The organism is Aquimarina latercula DSM 2041 (genome assembly GCF_000430645.1).
Lineage (GTDB): Bacteria > Bacteroidota > Bacteroidia > Flavobacteriales > Flavobacteriaceae > Aquimarina > Aquimarina latercula.
This window is the reverse complement of record NZ_KE387185.1, coordinates 283,780-305,515: the sequence shown is the minus strand read 5'-3', so window position 1 is coordinate 305,515 and position 21,736 is coordinate 283,780. Positions and strand designations below refer to the sequence as shown.

Genomic DNA, 21,736 nt, shown 5'->3' with positions numbered 1-21,736 from the left:
AATAATAGTAATCGTTAATCAAAATATAAATCACACATTTATCAATTTTAAATTTATTTAGGAAATGAAAAAAGTAATATTTCTTTCGTTATTATTTGTGGTATCCTTATTAAACGCACAAAAGGTTATAACAAAAAATGTTGGAGATTTTAATGAACTTAAAGTCTTTGATAAAATAGAAGTGAAACTCATTAAGGGATCTGAAAATAAAGTAGAAGTTTCAGGAATTAGTAGAAAAGAAGTGGATGTTGTTATTAAGGATAACGTACTTAAAATTAAGATGTCTTTAAGTAATACTTGGGATAATAATGATACAAAGGTTATTGTTTATTATACTGATATTAAGAAGTTAGATGTAAATGAAGGGGCAAAAATAATAGTTAAAGAAGTACTTATTGGCGGTGAATTAGATTTACGAGCTCAAGAAGGTGGTGATATATATGCAGAGATTGAAGCAGAAAAATTATTAGCACGAGCTGTAAGTGGCGGTGGATTGCATTTAGAAGGAAAAGTAGATGAACAAGAAGTTACCGTAAAAGCAGGAGGACAATTTATTGCAGAAGATTTAAAAACTAGAAGCACACAGGTTAAAATTAGTGCTGGAGGAAGAGCAAATGTAAATGCTAGTGATTATGTAAAAGCAAATACAGCTGCAGGAGGTACGATTAGAATTTATGGAAATCCAAAAGAAGTGGATGGAAAAAAAGTTTTTGGTGGTAAGATTATAGAGGTAAACTAAGTAGTATTTTCTAACTTTGTAAGAAATACGCTTACATTTTATGTTTCAAGACGCTCAAGCAGCAATATTTTTAGGATTTATATTAGCCTTTTTAATTGGGCCAGTATTCTTTGTATTACTAGAAACCGCCGCTATAAAAGGATTTAGAGCAGCTTTAGCAGTCGATCTAGGAGTGATATTTGCTGATATTGTTTTTATTTTAATAGCATATTTTAGTACGAATCAGATTTTAGAAAAAATAAAAGATGATCCTGCTTTGTTCGTTTTTGGAGGCATGTTATTAGCTACCTATGGTGCAATATCATTTATTAAGGAAAGAAAAAATTATAATAAACTTAGAGATACATCAGTTGAGATTATTAATAAGCACAATTATTTTGTGCTTTTTTTTAAAGGATTTTTATTGAATTTCATAAATATTGGAGTTTTAGGTTTTTGGATAGGAATTATTGTGGTTGCAGGACCTCAGATGGATATGAATACCAATAGGATTTTTATCTTTTTTGCTATGGTTTTAGGGACATATTTATTTATAGATGTGCTTAAAATGTTGTTAGCAAAACGTTTAAAAAGAAAATTAACACCTAAACGTACTTATTTAATAAAAAGAACTATTAGTATTATTATGGTTGTTTTTGGAGTTTTTCTTATCATAAAAGGGGTTTTGCCAGAAACGATGGAAAAAAGAATTCAAGATAAGATCGAAAAAATTAAACCGGAATCCGGTTTTTAATAAAAAAAGTCCTGTAATTTTTACAGGACTTTTTTTTGAGGTGTCGAGCGGATTCGAACCGCTGTAGATGGTGTTGCAGACCACTGCCTAGCCACTCGGCCACGACACCCTTTTCATCTTCGAGGGCAAATGTAAAAAAATTTATGGTTACTTCAGATTTATTTATCTTTTTTTACTCCTAGTAATTGTAACCATTTGTACATTACCGCCTATAGGTGGGTTAATTTTAGAAACATCAACGGTCGCTTTATTCACTAAAGGTAACTCTTTTAATATACGAGTTAAAATTCGTTCTGCAGCATGTTCTAATAGTTTAGAACGAATAGCCATTTCTTCTTTTACAATGTGATTAAGATGCACATAATCAACAGTATCAGAAAGATTATCTGATTTGGCAGATGTATTTAAATTAGCTTTAATTTTTAAATCAACTCTATAATCAGAACCAATTTTTTTTTCTTCAACCAGACATCCGTGATATGCATATATCTTGATGTTTTTAAGCGTAATTAAACCCACAAATTTTTTTTTCAAAGGTAATAGAATCTTTCAAAAGAATTTACAGGAAAATAACCCTTTTATGTATTGATAGTGTAACATTGAAATAGATATGAAACAATTGTTGTGTATCATTAGAAATATTAGGTAGTTTTGTATTTTATTTTTATCCAATGACAGAAGAAAAAAAATCACTCAATTTTTTAGAACATATTGTAGAAGAAGATTTAGCGAATGGAATGAATCCAAAGGATTTACGTTTTCGTTTTCCTCCAGAACCCAATGGATATCTACATATTGGTCACACTAAAGCTATAGGAATTAGTTTTGGTTTAGGTTTGACTTATGATGCACCTGTAAATCTTCGTTTTGATGATACAAATCCAGCAAAAGAGGAGCAAGAGTATGTAGATGCTATTAAAAAGGATATTTCTTGGTTGGGATATCAATGGGATAAAGAATGTTATTCTTCTGATTATTTTCAGCAATTATACGATTGGACTGTAACCTTGATTAAAGAGGGAAAAGCATATGTGGATAGCCAGTCTTCAGAAAAAATTGCGGAACAAAAAGGAACGACTACAGAACCAGGTATTAATAGTCCTTTTAGAGATAGATCGGTAGAGGAAAATTTGGATTTATTTGGTAAAATGAAAGCAGGTGAATTTGATGAAGGAGCACATGTGGTAAGAGCCAAAATTGATATGGCAGATCCTAATATGTTGATGAGGGATCCGTTGATGTATAGAATATTAAAGAAGTCTCATCATAGAACAGGTGATGAGTGGTGTATATACCCTATGTATGATTGGACTCATGGAGAAAGTGATTATATTGAAAATATTTCACATTCATTGTGTTCTTTAGAGTTTAAACCACATAGAAAATTATATGATTGGTTTTTGGATCAAATTTATAATAATGAGAGCATAAGACCTAAACAGAGAGAATTTGCACGACTTAATTTGAGTTATACAATAATGAGTAAACGTAAGTTGTTGCGACTAGTTAATGATGATATAGTAAAAGGTTGGGATGATCCAAGAATGCCGACTATTTCGGGTTTAAGGAGAAGAGGATATACTCCTGCTTCCATAAGAAAGTTTGTAGAAACTGTAGGTGTAGCTAAAAGAGAAAATGTTATAGATGTTTCTTTATTAGAATTTTGTGTGAGAGAAGATCTTAATAAAACAGCTCCTAGAGTAATGGCGGTGTTGGATCCAGTAAAATTAGTAATTACTAATTATCCTGATAATGAAGAAGAATGGTTAGAAGCAGAGAATAATCCTGAAGATGAAACGGCAGGTTCTCGAAAAATTCCTTTTTCTAAAGAATTATATATAGAAAGAGACGATTTTAAGGAGGAAGCAGGTCGAAAATATTTTAGATTGACGTTAGGAAAAGAAGTTCGTCTAAAAAATGCATTCATAATTAAAGGAGAAAACGTTGTTAAAGATGATCAAGGAAATCTTATAGAGATTCATTGTACATATGATCCTAAAAGTAAGTCGGGTAGTGGTACAGAGGAATCCAAGCGTAATGTTAAAGGAACATTGCATTGGGTATCTATAAAACACGCTATTAAAGCGGAGATTAGGTTATATGATCGTTTGTTTAATGATGAAGCTCCTGATAGTCATAGGGAAAAAGATTTTATGGATTTTATTAATCCAAGTTCTTTAAATGTTATTACAGGTTATGTAGAACCAAGTCTTAAAGAGGTCAATCTATTAGAACAATTTCAATTTCAAAGGTTAGGTTATTTTAATGTAGACCCAGATAGTAAATCGGATGCTTTAGTTTTTAATAAAACGGTAGGTCTTAGGGATACTTGGGCTAAAGTTAAACCTGTTTCGAATAAACAAGCGAATAACGGCAACAAACCACAACCTAATAAGCAACGAGAAGTACTTGCAATAGATGAAATTAAGAGAGCAGGGAAGAAGTATACTAATTTACCTGAAGAGAAGCGAGAAGCGCTTAAAATAAAGATTTTAGAAGCTGCGAAAAAAATAGAAATAGACGAATTGGTTCCACTCTATGGTACTGCCGCTAAAAAGATAGGTACTCGTATTGTAGTAACTTTGGCATTAGGTGTTGTTCTAGAAACTAAAAATATAAAGCCAAATAAAGAAGCTGTGGATTTTCTATTAAAAGGAAAAGAAGATACTAATGAACTTTTAAGTAAAGAAGCACAAATTTTAGCTAGTAGATATAATATTGGATAGAAGTATATTATTAGATAAAAAAAAGAGATGAATATTATTTTCATCTCTTTTTTTTATCTAATAATCTGCAGCTATATGCTCATCTTGAGGTATTTCAATTTCTGTTTCGAAATTTTTAAATATTTTTTTTGTTTCCTCATCATCAAGTAATTTATTAGATTCTATAAAGTACCATTTTTCTTTCTTTTTGTCATAAAAACCAAATAAAGAACTTTTTAATGTTACATCGCGTCCATTAAAATCCATTTTTATAGTATTCTTAACTAGACATCGGTATTCTTTTTTTTCTTTTTTTATATCTGATACACCATTAATTTTTGAGCTAACAATTTTAATCTTTTGAGCAGTCATTGTTCTAAATACTTGCTCAATATCATTTTTTAATTGCTCTTCACCATATTTTTTAAAAATTTTTGGATGTGTATAGTCCAAAAGAGTATTTACATCTTTTTTAAGGGAAGCTTCAGAAATAGCTTTTGCATCTCGGATTGCTTGTTTTTTTAATGTGTTAACATTTTGGGAAAAAATGCTTCCGGAAATCAAAAGAAGTACAAATAGGTAATTTTTCATTTTTGTTTGTTGTAAAAACTATTTTTTGTTATATCAGAAAAAACTATATCATTAGTTTTTATATAGTTTTTCCTTATTAAAAATGGGTTTATATTAAAGACTGTAAGGGAAAATAAAAGTTGCATAATATAATCTTATCTCTTTGCCATAAAAATGCTCTTAAAACCGTCCAATTCAGTTTTTAGCAAAATTAGTGATTTGTATACAGAGATTATTATTAAACTTATAAAAAATAAAACCCGATCATAATATGTGATCGGGTTTTGTTATTTTATAAGATAATTCTATGCATCTGGTTTTTTTCCACCGATACCTTTTTTAGCATTTTGTCTTTTCATTTCTTCTCCTATTTGATTAGAAGCAGTAAAAGAAGCAATCATATTATTTAACATGTCACTTCCTGCTTGTGGAGAATTGGGTAATAATATTAAGTTACTATTAGTTTCTTCTCCTATAGACTGTAACGTATCATAGTGCTGTGTTACTACGATAAGAGCAGAGGCTTCTTGAGAGTTGATACCCACGTTATTTAGAACATCAACACTTTCTTCTAATCCTCTAGCAATTTCTCTCCTTTGATCTGCAATACCTTGACCCTGTAATCGTTTACTCTCGGCTTCTGCGCGAGCTTTAGCTACTATTTTAATACGTTCAGCTTCAGCCTCATATTCTGCTGCAACTTTTTCACGTTCGGCAGCGTTAATTCTATTCATAGCTTCTTTTACTTGAAGATCGGGATCGATATCGGTAACTAATGTTTTAATAATATCATAACCATAGTTCACCATAGCTTCATTAAGCTCTTGTTTTACGGCAATAGCAATATCATCTTTTCTTTCAAATACATCATCTAACTTCATTTTAGGAACTTCTGCACGAACTACATCAAACACATATGAGGTAATTTGATCATGTGGATTTTCTAATTTATAAAAAGCATCATATACTTTAGCTTTAATTACTTGGAACTGTACTGATATTTTTAAACGAACAAATACATCATCTTTAGTTTTCGTTTCTACTAGAACGTCTAACTGTTGAATTTTTAGATTTATTCTACCTGCTATTCGATCAAAAACTGGAATTTTGAAATGTAGTCCAGAATTTCTAATGCTTAAAAATTTACCAAAGCGTTCCACGACAGCTGAGGTCTGTTGTCTTACTGTGAATATTCCTGATATAAGAATTATAAAACCGAATATCACTAGCGGTATTAAATATAGTCCCATTGTTTTTATATTAAAAGTTAATAGTTGAAATGAAGTTACTAATTAATTGTAAATCATTGCATATTATTTTGCTATAGTTATCATTGCGGTAGACATGCCTGAACTACTAGAAGTTCCGAAGGCGACTGAGATAATTTCCCATCCTTCTTGAGAAGCTTTGTTTAGAGTATCTTCAGCTTGCTTTCGTAGTTTTTCGGTTGACCATAAATTTGATAATTTAAGAACTTTATATTGCTTTCCCATTGTTGACATTATTTATAATATATATTATATCAGTATATATTTATTGTAAATTGTTACAACTAATAAGATAAAACCCCTCTATCTAATTTAGATAGAGGGGTGTTTTTATAGTTTAGAAATTTATAAATATTATAGTTTTTCTATAATAGCTTCGATTCGTTTTATAGTTTCGTCCTTACCTATAATTTCTATAATTTTGAAGATGTCAGGACCTTGTAATGATCCTACTAACGCAATTCGTAAAGGCATCATAATTTTACCAAATCCAATTTCTTTAGATTTTATCCAGCTTTTAACTGTATTAGAAATGTTTTCCGCGTTGAAATCATGAATATCACTAATTATTCTGGTGAGCTCGTGCATTAAATCAGGAGTTTCTTGTTTCCAGGCTTTTTTAGTTGCTTTTTCATCATATTCTGAAGGAGCAATGAACAGAAACTTACTGAGATCCCAGAGGTCTTTAGAAAAAACAGCTCGTTCTTTTATTAGTTCAATTACTTCATTTAGATCATAAGAAGTAGAAATATTATTTTCAGAAAGTATTTGTTGCAATTGTTCCACGTGTACCGAGTTCTGAGCTAGCTGAAAATGTTGTTGTTGGAACCACTTAGTTTTTTCAGGATCAAATTTTGCTCCGGCTTTGTTAACTCTGGTTAGATCAAACTCATTTATTAATTGTTCTAAAGAAAAAAGTTCTTGCTCTGTTCCAGGATTCCAACCAAGAAAAGCAAGCATGTTAATGACTGCTTCTGGTAAATATCCATCTTCACGATATCCAGAGGCTTCTTCATTAGTTTTAGGATCTGTCCATTGTAAAGGAAAAACAGGAAACCCCCCGGTGATTCCATCTCTTTTACCTAATTTTCCTTTGCCTGTTGGTTTTAGTATGAGAGGTAGATGAGAGAAGCTAGGAGCTTTCCATTCTAGAGATCTATACAATAATACATGCAGAGCTAAAGAAGGTAACCATTCCTCCCCGCGAATAACATGAGTGATTTGCATTAAGTGATCATCTACTATATTGGCAAGATGATACGTTGGCATTCCATCACTTTTAAATAATATTTTATCATCTAATATATTAGTATCTATAGTAATATCTCCACGTACTTCATCAGTTAAATGTAAAGTTTCATCTTTAGGACATTTAAAACGTATTACATATGGATCACCAGATTCAATTTTTAGTTTTGTTTCGTTATCTGAGAGCGACAACGAATTATTTAACTTGGATCTGTTATGCCAATTATATATAAAGGTTTTACCTTTTGCTTCATGATTTTTTCTGTGTTCAGTAAGCTCATCGGATGTATCAAAGGCATAATAAGCATGACCATTTTTTATTAATTGATCAGCATATTGTTTATATAAGTGCTTTCTTTCACTTTGTTTATATGGACCAAAATTACCTTCTTTACCTGGGCCTTCGTCAAATGGAATATTACACCAGTTTAATGATTCAGTTATATAATTTTCAGCACCTGCAACATATCTATTTTGATCAGTATCTTCTATTCTAAGAACAAATGTTCCTTTGTTTTTTTTTGCAAAAAGATAATTAAATAGAGCAGTTCTTACTCCACCTATATGAAGAGGTCCAGTTGGACTTGGGGCAAATCGTACCCTGATGTTTTTTGTCATAATCTTTGTTTTTTGCTGAATAAGACGTGCAAAAGTGATGGCAAAGATACGATCTAAAATAAGTGTTTAAAAAAGATTTTATCTAATAAATATATATAAAAAACTATAAATAATTTATGGTTTCATTTCGGTCGGTACTCTTTTATTCATAAGTATAAACCAAAGAGGAGGGAGAAGCGCAATTACCATCGAAGTTGGGTAACCAAACGGTAGCTGAGGGCTCTTATCATGATGATCAAGAATTTGGTATTTTTTAGATGCGCGATAGTGATGATCACTATGTCTTGTAAGTTCAAAAAGTAGTATACGTCCTAATAAGTGATTAGAGTTCCAGGAGTGAATTTCTCTAACTCTTTCATATCTACCAGAACTGTTTTTGTTTCGTTTAAGACCATAATGTTCTATGTAATTGATAGTTTCTAACAATAGGAATCCAATAACTCCGCTAGAAATTGCGATGTAAAAACCGTAAAGATCAAAAAAGAAGTATATAGATCCTAGGTATAGTGTTGTAATAATTAGATACCAAAACATATCATTTTTGATTGAGAAAAAAGAGAGATTGTTTTGGGTTAATAATTTGGTTTGAATTTTCCAAGCACTTATATATTGACCTATAACAGAAGTGATCCAGAATAAATATACAGGTTGGTTATATTTGGCGGTAGCTGGATCTTCTGTTGTAGCTGCTTTTAGATGGTGACCAAAATTGTGTTCGATATAAAAATGCATATATAAGGAGGGTAGTAGTAGTGCTTTTGCTATAAACCTTTCATTTGTAAAACGATGACCTAGCTCGTGACCCACGTTAATACCATTAGCTCCAAGAACTATTCCTGTTGATATTATGATACCTATAATTTCATAGAGGGATAAGGTATTCTTAGTAATAGTATATATGGCATAGAATAAAATGGAATATATAAGAGGAAGATTGATGTAAAGTAACCAATCGAAAAGACGTTTTTTTGATTTAGATAAACGAAGATCTTCTTCTAAGTTTTCATTGGATGCGGATGTAAATAATTCTAAAAAGGGAATTAGCCCAAATACATATATAGGAGTTAAATAAGTATAGATTCCTTGTAACCATATGCTTAGAAATGCAACAACAGGAATGGTGTATGCGGATATATATTTTAAATCTTTCATAATAAGTTACTGTATAGGGGTTTGAATTATAATAAATATAACAAATCTATAAGAAATAAAGTTGTAGTTTTATAGATTACTGAAATAGAAAAGGAGAGAGTTATGGGTAGTTTTGAATTCATAAAGGAGAAATTAGAGCAGTTTATTAGAAAATACTATATCAACGAATTGATAAAAGGGATTATACTATTTTTTGCTATAGGAGTATTATATTTTTTGATTACGTTGTTAATAGAGTATGCCTTTTGGTTAAATAGTACTTGGAGAACTGTGTTGTTTTGGTTGTTTGTTGTTGTGGAAATTTCCCTGTTTATAAAATTTATTTTAATACCAGCTGCTAAGTTGTTAAAAATAGCTAATGGAATTAATTATGAAAATGCTTCGAAGATTATAGGTGATCATTTTCCAAATGTTAATGATAAATTATTAAACTTACTACAGTTAAATAATGATGATTCTTCTTCATCTTTACTCTTGGCAAGCATAGAACAGAAGTCTTTAGAATTAAAACCTATACCTTTTAAATTAGCTATAGATTTTAAGAAAAATGCTAAATATTTAAAATATGCCTTGATTCCTGTTTTAGTTTTTTTACTAGTAAGTTTTTTTAATAGTGGTAGTTGGTTTTCGGAGAGTTATAAACGTGTAGTTAATTACGAAACTGCATATGAACCTCCAGCGCCGTTTCAGTTTTTCGTGGTTAATAAATCCCTAAATGCTCTAGAAAACAAGGATTTTTTATTACAAGTTAAAACGGTTGGTGAGGTTCTTCCTGAAGAGGTGCAGATAAAATATAACGATGAGATTTATTTTTTAAAGAATACAGACGTTGGATCTTATGAATATATATTTACGCAACCAAAAAATTCTATAGATTTTGTTTTGTCTTCTAACGATGTTGTTTCAAAGGACTATGAATTAGAGGTAGTACCAGTACCAACATTATTAGATTTTGTTATGCAATTGGATTATCCTTCATATACCGGAAAAAAGGATGAAGCCTTACAAAGTTCGGGTAATGCAATTGTACCGGAAGGAACAAGAGTGGAATGGAAAGTTAGAACTAGAAATACAGAAAAAGTAAAAATGGTTACTATGGATTCTTCGTATGTTTTCGAAAAGAGTGATTCTAACTTTAAATATAGAAATGTTTTATATAGCAATTGGGATTATAGGATTACAACATCTAATAAAAATGTGCATGATTATGATAATATTTCCTTCAATGTAAATGTAATAAAAGATCAATATCCAGAGATTAAGTTGACAGCAGAAAAGGATACTGTAGATAATAATACTATGTATTTTTTTGGTAGAGTTAGTGATGATTATGGTCTTAATGGTTTAAGGTTGGTGTATTATGATAGCGATCAGGAATCAAATAAAGAAACAAAAAGTATAGGTATAAATTCTTCGGTATTTGATGAATTTATACACGTGTTTCCTGGAAATTTGGATTTAAAGGAAGGTGTTAATTACGAGTTTTATTTCGAAGTTTTTGATAATGACCAAATAAATAAAAGTAAGAGCACCAAAAGCCAGGTTTTTAGTTATAGAAAATTAACCACGAATGAAGAGGAGGAGAAAAGACTTAATGAACAGAATCAGGCTATATCTGGATTAAATAAATCATTAAAAAAGTTTAAGTCTCAAGAACAGGATTTAAAGAGTATTAGTAAGCTTCAGAAGGAGAAAAAGCAATTGGATTATAATGACAAAAAGAAGCTCGAGGATTATTTAAAAAGGCAAAAGGAACAGGAGAAGATGATGCAGAATTTCTCTAAAAAGTTGAAGGATAATTTGGAGCAGATGGAAGACAAAAAGAAAGAGGAACCTTTTAAAGATGCATTAAAGGAAATGTTAGAACGCAACGAACAAAAGCTAAAGAAAAATGAAAAGCTTTTAGATGAAATAAATAAGATAGCAGAAAAATTGCAAAAGGAGGAGCTGACGGAGAAGCTGGAGGAACTGGCAAAGGAGAATAAGAATTTAAAGAAAAATTTGGAGCAATTATTAGAATTAACCAAAAGGTATTATGTGATAGAAAAGCATGAAAAGTTAGCTAATAAGTTGAAGGAAATGGCTGAGAAGCAGGAGGAATTATCTGAAAAGGGAGAGGAAAACACAAAAGAAAAGCAGGAGGATTTAAACAAAGAGTTTGAAAGGTTTAAGGAAGAGATGGAGGATCTTAGAAAGGATAATGAGGATTTACAGAAACCAATGAAGTTAGATGAAAACAAAAAAGATGAGGAGGATGTGACAAAGGAACAAGAAGATGCGAGTGATAATTTGGAGAAGAAAAATAAATCTGAGGCTAAAAAAAATCAAAAGAGTGCAGCTGAAAAAATGAAGCAAATGAGCAAGGGTATGCAGATGCAAATGCAGATGGGTGGAGGAGAACAGGAACAAGAGGATATGGAAATGTTGAGACAAATTCTAGACAACTTGGTCGATTTTTCAATTGAGCAGGAGGGATTGATGAAAGAATTTAAAGGAATTAATAATGATAACCCAACATATTCTGGCAAATTGAAAAGGCAAAGTGTATTAAGAGAAAATTTTATACATATAGATGACAGTTTGTATGCATTAGCGTTGCGTAGGCCTAAAATATCTGATGAAGTTACAGGTAAGCTTACGGATATAGAGTTTAATTTGGACAAGTCATTAGAGCGTTTGGCGGAGAATCAAGTGATTCAGGGAACGGCTAATCAACAGTATGCGGTAACTGGTTCTAATGATCTGGCGTATTTTCTAAGTATAATTTTGGATCAGATGCAAAACAGTATGTCAGCTAAAGGAAAAGGTAAAAGCGGGAATAAGTCTAAAGGGTTCCAATTACCAGATATCATTAAAAAGCAGGGTGAGTTAAATGAGAAAATGAAGGAAGGTGCTAAAAAGGGAAAAGGGAAAAAAGAAGGTCAACAGAAAGGGGAATCTAATAGTGGATCATCTGGTGAAGATGGAGAAAAGGGAAAAGGTAAAGGAAGTGGCAAAGAAGGAAAGGAAAAAGGTGAGAAAGGAAAAAATGGAAAAGATGGTCAACGTGAATCTGAGATGCAAAAAGAGGATATGAATGGTGAGTTATATGAAATATATAAGCAACAACAACAATTGCGTAACGCATTAGAAGACAAGTTGAAGAAGGAAGGAATTGGAAAAGGAAAAGGAAGTGGGCTTTTAAATAAAATGGAGCAGATTGAGGGTGAGTTGTTGGAGAAAGGTTTTAATAACAACACCTTGAGTAAGATGATGGATTTAAAACATGAATTACTCAAATTAGAGGATGCTACTATAGAACAAGGAGAAGAGGATAGGAGAGAAAGTAGAAGTAATAACAAGAAATTCAGTAATGATAATAATGAGCAAATATTGAAGGCGAAACAATATTTTAATACAACGGAAATATTAAACAGACAAGTATTACCTTTGCGCGAGAATTATAAGCGTAAAGTGCAGGAATATTTTAGAAAGACTAATGATTAATTATTTTTACGAAACTACTGGTTATGATGTTGATGAGAGGGCTGTAAGCTCTTGGTTGGAAAAGGTTTTAATTTCTGAAGAAAAGAAGCTTGGAGAGATCAATTATATTTTTTGTGATGATGAATATTTATTACAAATAAATCAGGATTTTTTGAACCATGACACATATACCGATATAATTAGTTTTGGTAATGGTTTGGGAAATATTGTTGCTGGAGATATTTTTGTTTCTTTGGAAAGAGTTTCGGAAAATGCTGACCATTATGGTGTAAGTTTTGTGGATGAATTGAGAAGAGTGATTGTTCATGGGGTGTTGCATTTTTGTGGATATAAGGACAAAACTAAGGAGGAGGAAATTCTTATGAGACAAAAAGAAAATGAAAAACTAAAGATGTTCCACGTGGAACATCTTTAGTTTTTCATTTATTAATGTTCCACGTGGAACATTTTATTTTTTAATAAAGAGAGTGTTCCACGTGGAACAAATTATAGTGTTATGTTTGATAAAGAGTATGATGTAGTAGTAGTTGGTGCTGGGCACGCTGGGAGCGAAGCTGCGGCGTCAGCCGCAAATTTAGGATGTAGTACGTTGTTGATAACAATGAACCTACAGAATATAGCTCAAATGAGTTGTAATCCTGCGATGGGAGGAATCGCAAAAGGACAAATTGTTAGAGAAATTGATGCGTTAGGAGGATACAGTGGTATCGTAAGTGATCGAACGGCCATTCAGTTTAAAATGTTGAATAAGTCAAAAGGACCAGCAATGTGGAGTCCAAGGGTTCAAAGCGATCGAATGAGGTTTGCAGAAGAGTGGAGGCTTTTATTAGAACAAACGCCGAATTTAGATTTTTATCAGGATATGGTAAGTGGACTTATTGTAGAAAATGATAAAATCAAAGGTGTAAGAACTTCGTTAGGAATTGAGGTAAAAGCCAAGACTGTTGTGTTAACTAATGGAACTTTTTTGAATGGATTGATTCATATTGGTGAAAAGCAATTTGGTGGAGGTAGAGCTGGTGAAAGAGCGGCTACAGGAATTACAGAACAGCTAGTTGATTTAGGATTTGATTCAGGAAGAATGAAAACTGGGACACCACCCAGAGTTGATGGTAGGTCATTGGATTATTCTAAAATGACAGAGCAGCCAGGTGATGATAATCCTGAAAAGTTTAGCTATTCTAATTTATCTAAACCATTGGTGAATCAAAGATCTTGTTATATGACATATACTTCAACAGAAGTGCATGATTTGTTAAGAGAAGGTTTTGATAGATCACCGATGTTTAATGGTAGAATAAAAAGTATTGGACCAAGATATTGTCCTTCGATTGAGGATAAAATAAATAGATTTGCTGATAAAGAAAGACATCAAATGTTTATCGAACCAGAAGGTTGGAATACAGTCGAAGTTTATGTAAATGGTTTTTCTACATCTTTACCAGAGGATGTTCAGTTTAAAGCGTTAAGATCTGTTGTAGGATTTGAAAATGTAAAGTTTTTTAGACCAGGATATGCAATAGAGTATGATTATTTTCCACCAACGCAATTAACGCACACATTAGAGACTAAATTGGTTTCAGGATTATTTTTTGCTGGACAGATTAACGGTACAACTGGTTACGAAGAAGCAGCATCGCAAGGTTTAATGGCGGGTATAAATGCTGCTCTTAAGGTAAGAGAAGAGGACGAGTTTACACTAAAAAGAAGCGAGGCGTATATAGGAGTTCTTATTGATGACTTGATTACTAAGGGCACAGAGGAGCCGTATCGTATGTTTACTTCTAGGGCTGAGTATAGAACGTTATTAAGACAAGATAATGCTGATTTTAGATTAACACCGATGTCTCATAAAATTGGTTTAGCTAAAGATGAGCGATTAAAAAGAATGGAACAGAAGGAAAAGCAGGCAACAGCGTTTGTTAACTTTTTTAGAGAAACTAGTGTTGGACCTATTGAAGCAAATCCTGTTTTAGAAGATAAAAAGTCTTCACCGATTAATCAAAGCGGTAAGATGTTTAAAATATTTGCACGTCCTCAAATTACATTAGATGACATGAAACGCTTTAGTAAAGTGTCGAGCTATATTGAAGAAAATAATTTGGACAAAGAGGTTTTAGAACAAACAGAAATACAGGTTAAATATTCTGGTTATATAGAAAAAGAAAAAAATAATGCTGATAAGCTTAATCGTTTAGAGAATGTTAAAATCCCAAAGGATTTTGATTATACAAAGTTAAAATCTCTTTCTTACGAGGCTTGTGAGAAAATGAGTAAGATTAGACCAGCTACAATTTCTCAGGCTTCTAGAATTAGTGGAGTTTCACCTAGTGATATTTCTGTTTTATTAGTGTATATGGGTAGATAATGAAAAGTGTAATATGTAAACAAGAAAGAGCACTGAAAGGAAAAATTCTTACCACAATTGTTCTTGTTATTTCTGTATTTGGATTGTTTTTAGATTCTGAACCATTATCAGGAAGAATACTTTTTTTTATATGCTCATTCTTGATTTTTGGTTTTTCTATATCTTACAAAATAAATAAAGATTTTGATAACCAAAAATTGTTTTCTGTTTTTGGTTGTGTTTTGTTTAAAACTAAGCTGGAATTGGAATTTCCTAGTTATATATCTGTTTTTTATGGTTCCGTAAGTTCGAGTAATGAATGGGGAGCTGTGAGTGGAATAGGAACAAAAGAAAGACATGATAAGTTGGCTGTACGATTTTTTACAGATAATAGAAAAGTTACGTTGTATAGAACAAGTAACTATGAAAAAGCGTTGGGCATTGCAAATTCGTTAAGTGAAATGTTAGATGTAGAAGTTTATGACGCTACAAAACTATAGTTCCACGTGGAACATGTGATAGATTAGAGTTTAAAATGTTTAGTAAATAGATAGTGTAATTTCGAAAGAGCATTAGTAATTAGAAGAAAATAGTTTTCGATTTAAAAATGAATAAGGAAAAATTAGATTTTTATATAGAGTGTGAAGATTTTACAGTTTCTAGAGAAAAGTTTAAACTATATAAAGATAAGGATCTTGATATGTTAGTAACATTGCCTAAACCTGATGTTGAAAACTTAGGTAAATATTACGAAAGTGATGATTACATTTCCCATACGGATTCTAAACGAAGCTTTTTTGAGAAACTTTATCACTTAGTTAAGAAATATTCACTTAATAAAAAGGTTAAATTAATTTCAAATTTAAATCAAGGTTCTGGTACTCTTTTAGATATAGGTGGAGGAACAGGAGATTTTTTAGTGCAAGCTAGGTTGAAAGGTTGGCGGGTAAAAGGTGTAGAGCCAAATGAACAAGCTCGAGAAATTGCGCAAAAAAAGAAGATTATTTTAGAACCAGATACTACTGATTTGCCTTCGCATAATTATGATGTTGTTACTATGTGGCATGTATTAGAACATGTTTCTGATTTAGAGATTCAGATAAAGGAATTAAAAAGATTGGTAAAACCTGGTGGATATATAATAATAGCAGTTCCTAATTTTAGGTCATTTGACGCTGGTTATTATAAATCATTTTGGGCGGCTTATGATGTACCAAGGCATTTATGGCATTTTTCTAAAACGTCAATAGAAAAGCTTTTTACAAAAGAAAATATTAATTTAAAGAAAATCGTACCGTTGGTTTTCGATTCGTTTTATGTTGCATTGTTATCGGAGAAATATAAAAATGGTGCGATGAACTATTTTCGAGCATTTTGGATTGGTTTTCTTTCGAATGTTAAGGCAAAACGATCAAAAGAATATTCTTCTCATGTTTATATTCTTAAAAATGGATAATTTCTTTTTTTAAGAGCTTTTAAGGATGTTTTTTAGTGTTTTGAGGTAATTCCCTTCTGTTTTTTGTAAAAACTCCTTAAAATTGCAGAATTTCGATGAAAAATTATTGATTTTTGTAATAGTAAATTCTTTTGCTATTGTTTTTTCTTATACATGAGTAATTTGATGTACTTATAGGTATAACATCAATCTAACTTTGATATTTTTGCGCAGAACTAAATTTTAGAATAATGAGAAATTTTATATGGATTGCTGTTGCGATAATTGGATTGACTTCTTGCAATCAACAAATTGAGAAAACTGGTTTTGTAAATAATACAAAAGTGGTATCGGATTTTAATGAAATGAAGACCGCTAAAGAAAAGTGGACTAAGAAGAATAATGAAGTACGTGCAGAATTAGAAGAGAAAGCAAAACAATTTCAGATTGAGGTACAGGGATACCAAAATATTATGAAATCAATGTCTCAAACGAATAGAGAAAAGAAAGAACAGGAGCTGATGGTGAAACAACAGGGCTTACAAAGAGAACAGCAAACAAGAATGCAAGAAATTCAGCAAGGTAGTCAAGCTGAAATAGATTCTATAATTTCAAAAGTAGAAGGTTTTATAAAAGAGTATGGTAAGAAAAATGGATATACTTATATCTATGGAGAAACAGAGGTGAAAAACTTGTTTTACGCTAAGGAAGAATTAGATCTTACAGATAAAATTATAGAAGAACTTAACGGAGAAAAGACATCTAATGAGTAATATTTAGATAGTTTAAAGTTTAGAGCCTCGGAACTAATTTCGGGGTTTTTTTATGTATATTTTCAGGGAATATTCCCTCATATTTATTTAAACGTTTGTTAATAAAAAGTATATCCTTTTTAGATAATATTTAAGGAAAATTATTGCAATTTTTTCTCCAAACATGTTTGTGATATTTATGATAAGCTTTTCTGTAATAATTAACGTTAAATTTGGTTAATAATTCTATAAAATTAGTACACTTAATCGGCAAAAACTGTCTTTTTTAGGTGTTTATGATGTGCGCATAACATCAAAAAATTATTTTTTTTTTCACTTTTTCATTCAAAAAATTTTTGATTTTTGTCGGTAAAAAATGTAAAACCTTGCTTTTTTAAGCAACTTTTAATGTATATTTTTTTAATGTAAAATATTGATAATCAATGTTTTAATATAAATAATTACTACTAATACTTTATGTTTTTAGAGATGTAATCATACTCTTCAAAACGAAGTAAGAATATTATTACAAAAAAAAACGAAAAATTGGTTTGATATAAATTTTTAATTCATAATTTTATGACTTTACAATATTTATATTAACAACATTATCAACAAGCGCCCCAAATCGCTTGATTAATGTTGCATATATTCACACAAATTTAACTGATGTGATAGCTATGAATAAAAGACTTAACCTCTTAATCGTCATGATCGTTTTGGCAATGGGAATCCATGTTGCCAAAGCGCAGCGTAATATAGGTCCACCTTCTCTTACTTCGGCTCCACAAGCCTGTGGTACGTTGACTAATGGTTTTGATTTTACTGCGGAGTTATCACCTGGTAATGCATTACCAACAAATAATGAGTTTATTTTGGAACTTTCAGACCCTACAGGAAGTTTTGCAAATCAATCTGACATAACAGAATTAGGAAGAGTTACGGGTCCAAATAATGGAACCGCTGCGACTTCTAACATCAATTTCACAGATATATCGGTACCCACTAATGCTAACAGTGATGATTTTAGAATACGGGTCCGAGCTTCAGAGGTTGATATAATTAGTGAAATTTCTGATGCAATAGCATTTCATTTTTTTGATGATAATTTAGAAATAATTTTAAATGGAAGGGATGAGATAATTTTTTGTAATGTAGCCTCATTTGCTAAGGAGATAGCTGTTGAAGTTAGAGATGAAAATGACAACTCGATAGATGTAAACACATTGAAATGGGAGTGGTTAAAGGATGGAGCAATAATTCCCGGAGAAAATAGCCCATCTTTAATAATCACAGAAGTAGGAAGATATATAGCAAGAGTTCCTCTAGGATTATGTAATAACTTTTTCAATCCCCTTAATAGATCGAATGCTGTGGATGCTTCGTTGATTAATCCTGATGATATTACTATAGTTACGGATGATGATTTTTCGTTTTGCCCTGATGAGTTCAAAGAATTAAGAGCAAGTTTAATAGATTTTTCATATAACTATCAGTGGATAAAGGATGGTGAAGAATTGGATGGAGAAATTTCTCCAAACATAATTTTACCCGATAATGATTTCGGTGGAGAGTATACTTTACGAATAGAATTAAGTGAGGATTGTACGCTAACTACGGATCTAGTAACAGTTACTAATGAGGGCTCAAGCATTACAGCTCCACTTCCAGAAGGTTTGATATTGTTACCAACACAGATATTAACTTTAACGGTAGAAACTGATGCCCCAATCGGTAGTACATTTAGATGGATACGAGATACGAATGTTTTAATTCAAGGAATTACAACAGGTCCAACAATTACTTTTGATGTACCAGCAAATGGAGTTGGGGATTATAGAATAGAGATTGACGCATTATTTCCGGATGATCCATGTATGACAATGTTGTCTTCAGAAACTATAATAAGATCAGCAGAAAGATTTGATATTGTAATAGCACCTGAGGAAGTCGTTGATTGTGAACAGGACCCAATTACAATAACATTGACGGAAATGGTGGGAATAACCTCGACAGGAGATCGGGTTCCGTTGACAACGGAACAATTTGGTTTTTTCGATTTCGAATGGTTTAATGATGGAGTCTCAACTGGTGAGACTTCTTTGTCGTTAGATGTAAGTCGTTCGGATAGCGGTGGAAGTTTTGAATTAAGAGGTATTTTTATACCTGGAGGTCTACCAGATGCTGTTTCAAACAATTTACCTATTGATTTTTTATCTAGTGATATAGTACTGGATATTACGCCTCCGGTTTTAGAACCAGGAGAGTCTGTTGTGTTGACAGCGCCATTAAATGCGAATTTTACATATGAGTGGTATATAATTGAAAATGGAGAAGAAGTTCTAATAGATGGCGAAACAACAAATACGTTAACGGTAACAGAAGATGGAAACTACTTTGCCAGAATAAGTACTTCTTTATGTACGGTTGATACACAAACTGCCGTGGTTGGAGGACCAGCGGCATTATCAGAATTAATCCCTAATGTTATTACACCTGGAGGAAATGTTGCAAATGATTCATGGGTTTTACCAAATTCATTCAGTGAAAATGATGTAGAAGTTACTATCTATTCATCGAATGGAAAAATAGATTTCCAAAAAACTGGAGGCTATAATGCAGATTGGCCAAATGATTCTGCATCTCAAGCAAGTGAACTTATTTATTATTATATAATTTCTAGAAGTAGTACAGTCGTTAAAAAGGGGACAATTACAGTAATGAGATAATTTATGATTAAAAAAATACTTTATATATCCACATTAATTTTTTGCTCACACCTTGTGCATTCACAAGATGGATCATCTAATACATCAGGTATATTGCCTTCAGATATTCCGTTACATAATTCTCTTAAGTATAATCGATTTATGTTTAATCCTACCTTTTCTTTGGTAAGAGAAAATAAAAATTCAATAAACATATATAATCGAAACCCTAGAGCAAGTTTTAGTGATAATTCTCAGACATATTTTCTTAATTATTCTGCTAGATTCGAGGAAAAAACAGGAATAGGTATTGGTTTGTTTCAGCAGAATGTCGGGATATTTAGGTTTTTTGGCGCTACATTAAATTATGCATATAATATAGAACTTAACAGAGACATGAATTTTACGTTTGGGGTAAATTTAAGTTATTCCCAAAGTGCTTTAAAAAGTAATCTTGATGAGGCACAAGTAAATGATGACATAATTAATAATTACGAAAATAGCTCTGTGTTTTTATTACGTCCTGGTGTAAACTTCAATTATGGTAATTTCGATGTTGGTGTATCCGTTGGAAACCTAGTTACTTATAACCTTACTGCGAGCGAATTACTAACTGATAATTTCGAATATTCAGGTCATGTAATGTACACAACAGAATTAGATTGGAGAAGAATTGATAATGAATTGCGTGGAATGGTTTATGCCTCTAAACCAGGTGAACAGGATTTAAGATATGGAGGTAATGTGTTATTCGAAATACCAAAATACGGATGGGCACAACTTGGTTATAATAGTTTTTATGGAGGTTCTATAGGAATTGGAGCAAATATTACAAAAGTGGTTTCTATAGGCTATACTGTTGAACCAGGTATCGGTGGAGATGCTACGGCTGCTGAGTTCGGAGCTACACACGAATTTGGACTGGCGTTTAATTTTGCTAAAGAAGAACGTAGAAGGAAAAGACGAAATATTTCTTCAAAAAGTTCATTACAGAGGGATTCTGAAATTAGAAGACTTAAGAAAGAGATCTTAGATCAAAATAAAATAATAAGAGAACTACAGAGGACAGGAGGAGATTCTCTGAGTCAGGCACAAAGAACAATGAATAGATTAGAGAGATCTATTCAAGAAGCTAAAGAAGAAGAAGCTAGAAAAGCAAGAGAATTAGCTTTACAAAGAGAAGAAGAAGTAAAACTACTCAATAAGCAAGCAGAAGACTTAGCAGCTCAAAAGAAATTAGAGCGTGAGATGTCAGAGCAAAAGGCTGAGGAAGAAAGAATAGCTGCTCAGAAAAATCTTGAATTAGAAATTGAAGAGAGAAGAAAAGCAGAAGAAGCTGCAGGAATACAAGCAGAAGAGGCTAGAATAGCTGCAGAAGAAGCTGCTAGAGAAGCCGAAGCAGAACAACAAGAAGCTGCTGCTGAAGCCGAAGCTGAAGAGAGAAGAAAAGCAGAAGAATCAACTAGACTTGCCCAACAAGCTGCTGAGCTTGAGAGACAAGAAGTAGCTGCAGAAGAAGCTAGAAAACAAGCAGAAGCTCAAGCAGCTAGAGAGGAAGAAGAAAGATTAGCTGCTCAGAAGAGATTGGAAGTTGAAATGGCTGAACAAAAAGCTGAAGAAGAAAGATTGGCTGCTCAGAAGAGATTGGAAGTTGAAATAGCTGAACAAAAAGCTGAAGAAGAAAGATTGGCTGCTCAGAAGAGATTGGAAGTTGAAATAGCTGAGCAAAAGGCTGAGGAAGAAAGATTAGCGGCTCAGAAGAAGTTAGAGCTGGAGATGGCAGAGCAGAGAAGAAGAGAAGAGTCTCAGAAAACACTAGAAAGAGAAGTTTCGGTACAAAAAGATCAGGAAGCAGAAGCTGCAAGATTAGCTGAAGAAGAGAGATTAAAACAAGAAGCAGAAGCTGCAAGATTAGCTGAAGAAGAGAGATTAAAACAAGAAGAAGAAGCTGCAAGGTTGGCTGAAGAAGAAAGAT

General features: G+C 32.0%; 17 protein-coding genes and 1 tRNA gene. 11 read left to right on the top strand and 7 right to left on the bottom strand.

Annotation, left to right across the window (positions count from 1 at the left end):
* Positions 1 to 64 precede the first annotated feature (64 nt).
* On the top strand, positions 65 to 739 hold the full coding sequence (locus H526_RS0119245) for a head GIN domain-containing protein (RefSeq protein WP_027394511.1): 675 nt from the start codon (positions 65 to 67) through the stop codon (positions 737 to 739).
* A 40-nt stretch (positions 740 to 779) separates the two neighbouring features.
* Positions 780 to 1,472, top strand: coding sequence for a LysE family translocator (locus H526_RS0119240; protein WP_027394510.1), 693 nt, complete (start codon positions 780 to 782; stop codon positions 1,470 to 1,472).
* Positions 1,473 to 1,510: 38 nt separating this feature from the next.
* Here the strand turns inward: H526_RS0119240 and H526_RS0119235 are convergent.
* Positions 1,511 to 1,581, bottom strand: a tRNA-Cys gene (locus tag H526_RS0119235).
* Positions 1,582 to 1,634: 53 nt separating this feature from the next.
* Entirely contained in the window at positions 1,635 to 1,991 is a 357-nt protein-coding gene (gene folB, locus H526_RS0119230) for a dihydroneopterin aldolase (protein ID WP_027394509.1), read from the bottom strand.
* 152 nt (positions 1,992 to 2,143) lie between these two features.
* On the opposite strand from folB, the gene H526_RS0119225 reads away from it, so the two are divergent.
* Positions 2,144 to 4,198, top strand: a complete 2,055-nt coding sequence (locus tag H526_RS0119225; protein ID WP_027394508.1) for a glutamine--tRNA ligase/YqeY domain fusion protein — start codon at positions 2,144 to 2,146, stop codon at positions 4,196 to 4,198.
* Between the two features lie 57 nt (positions 4,199 to 4,255).
* Here H526_RS0119225 and H526_RS0119220 read toward each other — a convergent pair whose 3' ends face one another.
* The 5 genes from H526_RS0119220 to H526_RS0119200 all read right to left on the bottom strand — a co-directional run bounded on the left by H526_RS0119220 (position 4,256) and on the right by H526_RS0119200 (position 9,033).
* Complete coding sequence (locus H526_RS0119220) at positions 4,256 to 4,768, bottom strand: hypothetical protein (protein ID WP_027394507.1); 513 nt, start codon at positions 4,766 to 4,768, stop codon at positions 4,256 to 4,258.
* Between the two features lie 284 nt (positions 4,769 to 5,052).
* On the bottom strand, positions 5,053 to 5,997 hold the full coding sequence (locus H526_RS0119215) for an SPFH domain-containing protein (protein WP_027394506.1): 945 nt from the start codon (positions 5,995 to 5,997) through the stop codon (positions 5,053 to 5,055).
* 63 nt (positions 5,998 to 6,060) lie between these two features.
* Positions 6,061 to 6,240, bottom strand: a complete 180-nt coding sequence (locus H526_RS0119210) for a DUF4177 domain-containing protein (protein ID WP_027394505.1) — start codon at positions 6,238 to 6,240, stop codon at positions 6,061 to 6,063.
* 129 nt (positions 6,241 to 6,369) lie between these two features.
* Positions 6,370 to 7,881 carry a glutamate--tRNA ligase gene (gltX, locus tag H526_RS0119205; RefSeq protein ID WP_027394504.1) on the bottom strand — a complete coding sequence of 504 codons (1,512 nt, stop codon included), beginning with the start codon at positions 7,879 to 7,881 and terminating at the stop codon, positions 6,370 to 6,372.
* Between the two features lie 114 nt (positions 7,882 to 7,995).
* Positions 7,996 to 9,033 (bottom strand): alkane 1-monooxygenase, encoded by a 1,038-nt coding sequence (locus H526_RS0119200; RefSeq protein ID WP_027394503.1) that lies wholly within the window; start codon positions 9,031 to 9,033, stop codon positions 7,996 to 7,998.
* A gap of 102 nt (positions 9,034 to 9,135) precedes the next feature.
* On the opposite strand from H526_RS0119200, the gene H526_RS0119195 reads away from it, so the two are divergent.
* From H526_RS0119195 to H526_RS31100, 8 genes are all read left to right on the top strand, one after another.
* A complete protein-coding gene (locus H526_RS0119195; protein WP_027394502.1) occupies positions 9,136 to 12,519 on the top strand; it encodes a DUF4175 family protein in 3,384 nt (1,127 codons plus the stop codon).
* The gene (gene ybeY, locus H526_RS0119190) at positions 12,512 to 12,934 is read left to right on the top strand and encodes an rRNA maturation RNase YbeY (RefSeq protein WP_027394501.1); all 423 of its coding nucleotides are present in this window, start codon (positions 12,512 to 12,514) and stop codon (positions 12,932 to 12,934) included. The genes H526_RS0119195 and ybeY overlap by 8 nt, the downstream gene beginning before the upstream one ends.
* Positions 12,935 to 13,015: 81 nt before the next feature.
* Entirely contained in the window at positions 13,016 to 14,887 is a 1,872-nt protein-coding gene (gene mnmG, locus H526_RS0119185) for a tRNA uridine-5-carboxymethylaminomethyl(34) synthesis enzyme MnmG (protein WP_027394500.1), read from the top strand.
* Complete coding sequence (locus H526_RS0119180) at positions 14,887 to 15,366, top strand: hypothetical protein (protein ID WP_027394499.1); 480 nt, start codon at positions 14,887 to 14,889, stop codon at positions 15,364 to 15,366. The genes mnmG and H526_RS0119180 overlap by 1 nt, the downstream gene beginning before the upstream one ends.
* 107 nt (positions 15,367 to 15,473) lie before the next feature.
* Positions 15,474 to 16,322, top strand: coding sequence for a class I SAM-dependent methyltransferase (locus tag H526_RS0119175; RefSeq protein WP_027394498.1), 849 nt, complete (start codon positions 15,474 to 15,476; stop codon positions 16,320 to 16,322).
* Between the two features lie 230 nt (positions 16,323 to 16,552).
* Positions 16,553 to 17,074 carry an OmpH/Skp family outer membrane protein gene (locus tag H526_RS0119170; RefSeq protein WP_027394497.1) on the top strand — a complete coding sequence of 174 codons (522 nt, stop codon included), beginning with the start codon at positions 16,553 to 16,555 and terminating at the stop codon, positions 17,072 to 17,074.
* 659 nt (positions 17,075 to 17,733) lie between these two features.
* On the top strand, positions 17,734 to 19,782 hold the full coding sequence (locus H526_RS0119165) for an Ig-like domain-containing protein (protein WP_155839735.1): 2,049 nt from the start codon (positions 17,734 to 17,736) through the stop codon (positions 19,780 to 19,782).
* Between the two features lie 3 nt (positions 19,783 to 19,785).
* A partial coding sequence (locus H526_RS31100) for a PorP/SprF family type IX secretion system membrane protein (protein WP_051336237.1) occupies positions 19,786 to 21,736 on the top strand: 1,951 nt, incomplete at its 3' end.

Coding starts and splice junctions, on each gene's coding strand:
- H526_RS0119245 (WP_027394511.1), top strand. CDS start 65: ATGAAAAAAGTAATATTTCTTTCGTTATTATTTGTGGTATCCTTATTA.
- H526_RS0119240 (WP_027394510.1), top strand. CDS start 780: ATGTTTCAAGACGCTCAAGCAGCAATATTTTTAGGATTTATATTAGCC.
- H526_RS0119225 (WP_027394508.1), top strand. CDS start 2,144: ATGACAGAAGAAAAAAAATCACTCAATTTTTTAGAACATATTGTAGAA.
- H526_RS0119220 (WP_027394507.1), bottom strand. CDS start 4,768: ATGAAAAATTACCTATTTGTACTTCTTTTGATTTCCGGAAGCATTTTT.
- H526_RS0119215 (WP_027394506.1), bottom strand. CDS start 5,997: ATGGGACTATATTTAATACCGCTAGTGATATTCGGTTTTATAATTCTT.
- H526_RS0119210 (WP_027394505.1), bottom strand. CDS start 6,240: ATGGGAAAGCAATATAAAGTTCTTAAATTATCAAATTTATGGTCAACC.
- gltX (WP_027394504.1), bottom strand. CDS start 7,881: ATGACAAAAAACATCAGGGTACGATTTGCCCCAAGTCCAACTGGACCT.
- H526_RS0119200 (WP_027394503.1), bottom strand. CDS start 9,033: ATGAAAGATTTAAAATATATATCCGCATACACCATTCCTGTTGTTGCA.
- H526_RS0119195 (WP_027394502.1), top strand. CDS start 9,136: ATGGGTAGTTTTGAATTCATAAAGGAGAAATTAGAGCAGTTTATTAGA.
- ybeY (WP_027394501.1), top strand. CDS start 12,512: ATGATTAATTATTTTTACGAAACTACTGGTTATGATGTTGATGAGAGG.
- mnmG (WP_027394500.1), top strand. CDS start 13,016: ATGTTTGATAAAGAGTATGATGTAGTAGTAGTTGGTGCTGGGCACGCT.
- H526_RS0119180 (WP_027394499.1), top strand. CDS start 14,887: ATGAAAAGTGTAATATGTAAACAAGAAAGAGCACTGAAAGGAAAAATT.
- H526_RS0119175 (WP_027394498.1), top strand. CDS start 15,474: ATGAATAAGGAAAAATTAGATTTTTATATAGAGTGTGAAGATTTTACA.
- H526_RS0119170 (WP_027394497.1), top strand. CDS start 16,553: ATGAGAAATTTTATATGGATTGCTGTTGCGATAATTGGATTGACTTCT.
- H526_RS0119165 (WP_155839735.1), top strand. CDS start 17,734: ATGAATAAAAGACTTAACCTCTTAATCGTCATGATCGTTTTGGCAATG.